Origin of the sequence: Kitasatospora sp. NPDC059812 (assembly GCF_042732075.1) — a bacterium.
Taxonomy (GTDB): domain Bacteria; phylum Actinomycetota; class Actinomycetes; order Streptomycetales; family Streptomycetaceae; genus Kitasatospora.
This window is the reverse complement of record NZ_JBHWIO010000020.1, coordinates 1-3,840: the sequence shown is the minus strand read 5'-3', so window position 1 is coordinate 3,840 and position 3,840 is coordinate 1. Positions and strand designations below refer to the sequence as shown.

The window sequence follows — 3,840 nt, the reverse complement described above, 5'->3', positions numbered from 1 at the left end:
ACCCCACCCCCCCCCGCCGGTCCCCCCCCCGGCACCCCCCCCGACCCCCCCCCCCCCGACCACCCCGCCCCCCCCGGGGCCCCGGGGGGGCGCCCCCGTCGCTGCTCGCAGCCGTCGCCGCTCGCAGCCGTCACTACTCGGCGGCCGCCCAGCGCTTCTCCACCCGCGCCAGCTTCCAGTAGGCGATCGCCGCGGCCCAGACCACCACGAACAGCCCGGCGATCGCGTAGCCGACGTTGTCCAGCGAGATGCCCGCGATCCAGCCGGTGACCGGGTCGGTCAGATCGAGCTTCTCGTGCAGCACGCCGACCAGCTCGATGGTGCCGATGACGAAGGCCACCGCGATCGACAGCCCGGTGATCGTCAGGTTGTAGTAGACCTTCCGGACCGGGTTGGCGAAGGCCCACTGGTACGCGAAGTTCATGAACGTCCCGTCCAGGGTGTCGAACAGGCTCATCCCGGCCGCGAACAGCAGCGGCAGGCAGACGATCGCGTACCAGGGCAGCCCGGCCGCCGCGCCCGACCCGGCCATCACCATCAGAGTGACCTCGGTCGCGGTGTCGAAGCCCAGCCCCAGCACCATGCCCACCGGGAACATCTGCCCGGGCCGGGTGATCGAGCGGGTCGCCCGGTTCAGCACCCGGGCCATGAAGCCGCGCGAGTTGAGGTGCTCCTCCAGCTGCGCCTCGTCGTACGACCCGGCCCGCATCGCCCGGAACACCTTGAGGATGCCGAGCAGCGCGGCCAGGTTGAGCGCGCCGATCAGGTAGAGGAACGCGCCGGAGGCCGTCGTGCCGACCATCCCGAGCCACTTGTGGGTGGTCGAGTCGTCGTCCATCAGCGTGCTGGCCAGCTGCGCGCCGCCCGCCACCAGGGCGGCCATCAGCACCACCATCGAGGAGTGCCCGAGGGCGAACCAGAAGCCGACCGAGACCGGCCGCTTGCCGTCCGCCATCAGCTTGCGGGTGGTGTTGTCGATCACCGCGATGTGGTCGGCGTCGAAGGCGTGCCGCATGCCGAGGGTGTACGCGGTGATCCCCAGGCCCACGCCGAAGACCTGGGTGCCGACCGCGTAGTTGTGGGGCGCGACCAGGAAGATGAGCGTCCCGAACGCCACCACGTGCATGGCCAGGATCACCCCCATCAGCCCGGCCGTGCGAACGGTGTCCTCGCGCTTCCAGCGGAACGTGGGCAGCACGGACGGTGTCGCCGGCGCCTCGGCGGCGGCGGTTTCGGGCAGGGTCATTCGGGTCACGCTCCAGCACCTCGTGGAAACACTTCGTGAGATGCCGTGGCCGGTCTCCTGGCTTACGGGGGTCCCGTACCCGCCTTCCCAGGTGCGCGAGGCTCCCAGTGGCGTCGTGGGTACGGACGTCTCTCCATCGTCGACGATCACGATGGCCCGATCACAGTGGCGAGGGCCGCTCCGGACTGGGACCCCTGAGGATCCGTCACCGGTCTTCCCGAGCACCACGGCGGGGAACACCGTAGGGGCCAGGACCCACCCTTGCAAGGCTGCGCACCTGCGCAGGTGTCCAGGATCACAGGCCCCCTCCTGCAACAATGTGCGCATGCATCTCGTACCGGCCGACCGCGCGGGCCACCGCACCATCGACGGACACCGGGTCTGCGAGGCCATCGCCGCGATCGGCGACCCCGCGCACGTCCGCACCTGGGCCGAGCGGTTCTCCCTGCTCGCCGACCCCGGGCGGCTCGCCCTCCTGCTCGCCCTCCACCGGGCCGGCCCGCTCGCCGTCTCCGACCTCGCCGTCGCCACCGGCATGCGCGACCCCGCCGTGTCCCAGGCCCTGCGGCTGCTCCGCACCGCGGGCGTGGTCACCGGGGACAAGGACGGGCGGGTCGTGCGCTACCGGCTCGTGGACGAGGCCATGCGCCCCCTCCTCGACGCGTGCGCCGCCGCCGAACACCACGAGCCCACCGCGGCCGTCGGCTGACCGGCCCCCCGGAGGACACGCCGGGGCCCGGCCGGAGCAACCGCGGACCCGGTCAGGCCGCCTGGCAGGCGGGGCACCAGAAGAGGTTGCGCGCGGCGTGCTGCTCCGCCCGGACGTCGGTGCCGCAGACCAGGCAGGGCATCGCGGCCCGCCGGTAGACGTACACCTCGCCGCCGTGGTCGTCGACGCGCGGCGGGCGGCCCATCGCCTCGGGGGTGTGCTCGGGGCGGACGGTGTCGATCCGGCCCGCGCCGACGCCCTCGCGCATCAGGGCGACCAGGTCGGCCCAGATCGCGTCCCACTCGCCCCGGGTGAGGTCGCGGCCGGCGCGGTGCGGGTTGATCCCGTGGCGGAACAGCACCTCGGCCCGGTAGACGTTGCCCACCCCGGCCAGCACCTTCTGGTCCATCAGCAGCGCGGCGACGGTCGTCCGGCTCGCCGATATCCGGCGCCAGGCGGCCTGCGGATCGGCGTCGGCGCGCAGCGGGTCGGGGCCCAGCCGGGCGGCGACGGCGGCCTTCTCCGCGCCGGTGACCAGCGCGCAGGTGTTGGGGCCGCGCAGATCGGCGTAGCCGTCGTCGTTGGCCAGCCGCAGCCGGACCAGGCCGACCGGCTCGGGCGCGGGCCCGGTGCCGAAGGCGAAGCCGCCGTAGAGGCCGAGGTGGACGTGCACCCAGCCGCCCTCCTCGAAGCCGAGGAACAGGTGCTTGCCGACGGCTTCGGCCGCGGTGAGCAGCTGCCCGTCGATGGCCTTGGCCTCGTCGGCGAACCGGCCCTGCGGGCTGGACACCTCGACCGGGCGGCCGCCGAAGGCCTTCCGGTTCTCGGCGGCGAGGCGGTGGATGATGTGGCCTTCCGGCACGGGCGTCAGCTCCCCCGGGGTGGTTCGACAGGACCCGCACATCATCGCAGTCGGCACCGACAGCGCCGGATCGTCGCAGGTCAGCGGACCGGCATGCCCATCAGCCGGGCCAGGATGACGCGGTCCAGCTCGGCGGCGGTGCCGGCCACGTCCAGGTACGAGTTGTCGATGATCGGCAGCCCGGAGTTGTACCAGCCGGCCATCCGGCCGTGGATCCGCGCCACCTCCTCGTCACCGAGCCGCCGGGTGCCGCCGCGCCGGGCGTTGCGGTGCAGCACGGAGTCCAGGCTGGGCAGCAGCACGACCGGGATCATGCCGGGGCCGATGTGCCGCTTCCAGCCGCCGAGGCCGATGGCCGGGCGGTCCGGGAAGACGGCGTCGTCGATGATGCAGGAGATGCCGTTGGCGAGGTAGTTGCGGCAGGCGAAGCCGCAGGTGCGGCGGGCCAGCCGGTACTGCGCCTCGGAGGCGTTGTTCCAGCCGGACTGCGGGTTGGCGAAGCCGGACTGCACCCACTCGCGGACGTCGTCCAGGCTGATGTGCGCGGTCGGGCTGGGCCGGCGCTCGGCCCAGTACCGGGCGACGGTGGTCTTGCCCGCCCCGGCCGGGCCGATCAGCAGGACGGCGATCGGACTGGCGGGCGCGTGCCGCTGCGGCGGGTGGGCGGGGAGTTGCACGGGCGCGCCGGAAGGCAGCACGAAGTGCCCGGTGGCCCCGACGGGGACCGGCGCACTGGGCGCGGGCGCGGGTGCGGCCGGAGCGGGCGCGGAGACAGGAGCCGGAGCGGGCGGCACGGGAGCAGGCGGCACCGGAGCGGCCGGAGCCGGCGGCGCAGCGGCGGGAACAGGGGCCGGAACGGGCGGCACCGGCGGCGGCGCGGCGGCCCCCGACGGCTGCGGCCCCGGCGGAGCGGCGGGACGCGGCGGGACGTGCCCACCCCCGGCGTACTGCGTCACGGTCACCTCCCGACACCTCTCAGCGGGGAGACTACACGGCGGCCCGGCGGCGGGCACAGTCCGCCGC

The 3,840-nt window shown here is 74.2% G+C and carries 4 protein-coding genes and 1 riboswitch; of the genes, 1 reads left to right on the top strand and 3 read right to left on the bottom strand.

Annotation, left to right across the window (positions count from 1 at the left end):
* Positions 1 to 133: 133 nt before the first annotated feature.
* Entirely contained in the window at positions 134 to 1,246 is a 1,113-nt protein-coding gene (locus ACFV6D_RS13070) for a HoxN/HupN/NixA family nickel/cobalt transporter (RefSeq protein WP_380559723.1), read from the bottom strand.
* A gap of 29 nt (positions 1,247 to 1,275) precedes the next feature.
* A riboswitch (cobalamin riboswitch) is annotated at positions 1,276 to 1,490 on the bottom strand.
* An 81-nt stretch (positions 1,491 to 1,571) separates the two neighbouring features.
* Here ACFV6D_RS13070 and ACFV6D_RS13065 point away from each other — a divergent pair.
* Positions 1,572 to 1,955, top strand: a complete 384-nt coding sequence (locus ACFV6D_RS13065) for a metalloregulator ArsR/SmtB family transcription factor (protein WP_063346776.1) — start codon at positions 1,572 to 1,574, stop codon at positions 1,953 to 1,955.
* Between the two features lie 52 nt (positions 1,956 to 2,007).
* Here the strand turns inward: ACFV6D_RS13065 and ACFV6D_RS13060 are convergent, their stop codons facing one another.
* Together ACFV6D_RS13060 and ACFV6D_RS13055 are read right to left on the bottom strand one after the other, a co-directional pair.
* Complete coding sequence (locus tag ACFV6D_RS13060) at positions 2,008 to 2,817, bottom strand: Fpg/Nei family DNA glycosylase (RefSeq protein ID WP_380559642.1); 810 nt, start codon at positions 2,815 to 2,817, stop codon at positions 2,008 to 2,010.
* 80 nt (positions 2,818 to 2,897) lie between these two features.
* Positions 2,898 to 3,779: an AAA family ATPase gene (locus ACFV6D_RS13055; protein WP_380559640.1), complete on the bottom strand. Its 882-nt coding sequence runs from the start codon at positions 3,777 to 3,779 to the stop codon at positions 2,898 to 2,900.
* Positions 3,780 to 3,840: the final 61 nt, after the last annotated feature.

What these genes read in the sequence shown, in the direction of transcription:
- ACFV6D_RS13070 (WP_380559723.1), bottom strand. Translation starts at nt 1,246, where the DNA reads ATGACCCTGCCCGAAACCGCCGCCGCCGAGGCGCCGGCGACACCGTCC.
- ACFV6D_RS13065 (WP_063346776.1), top strand. Translation starts at nt 1,572, where the DNA reads ATGCATCTCGTACCGGCCGACCGCGCGGGCCACCGCACCATCGACGGA.